The 258-nt window shown below is 48.1% G+C and carries 1 protein-coding gene; it reads left to right on the top strand.

Annotation, left to right across the window (positions count from 1 at the left end; genetic code table 11):
* Positions 1-258: VOC family protein (locus GUI70_RS23675; RefSeq protein WP_202630620.1), on the top strand; the 258-nt coding region annotated here is incomplete at both ends.

The following is a 258-nucleotide window of genomic DNA, read 5'->3' as shown; positions in this document are numbered from 1 at the left end:
CGCTGGCTTATGCCGGGCCCGAAACGGGGCGCAAGGATATTGTGAGCTATGTGATAAGGCAAAACAAACTCACATTTGTGTTAACTACGCCGCTAAAACCCGGAAACGAAATTGCCGAACATATTGCACAGCATGGCGATGGCGTAAAATTTTTGGCATTAAGGGTTGATAATGCCCGTGATGCCTGGGAGCAAACAACAAAACGGGGCGGCAAAAGCTATACCGAGCCTTATGTGCTGAAAGATGATGAAGGTGAAG

The sequence above is a fragment of the Deinococcus alpinitundrae genome (assembly GCF_009982895.1).
Lineage (GTDB): Bacteria > Deinococcota > Deinococci > Deinococcales > Deinococcaceae > Deinococcus > Deinococcus alpinitundrae.
The sequence above is the reverse complement of the archived record's forward strand: the minus strand, read 5'-3'. Positions and strand labels throughout refer to the sequence as shown.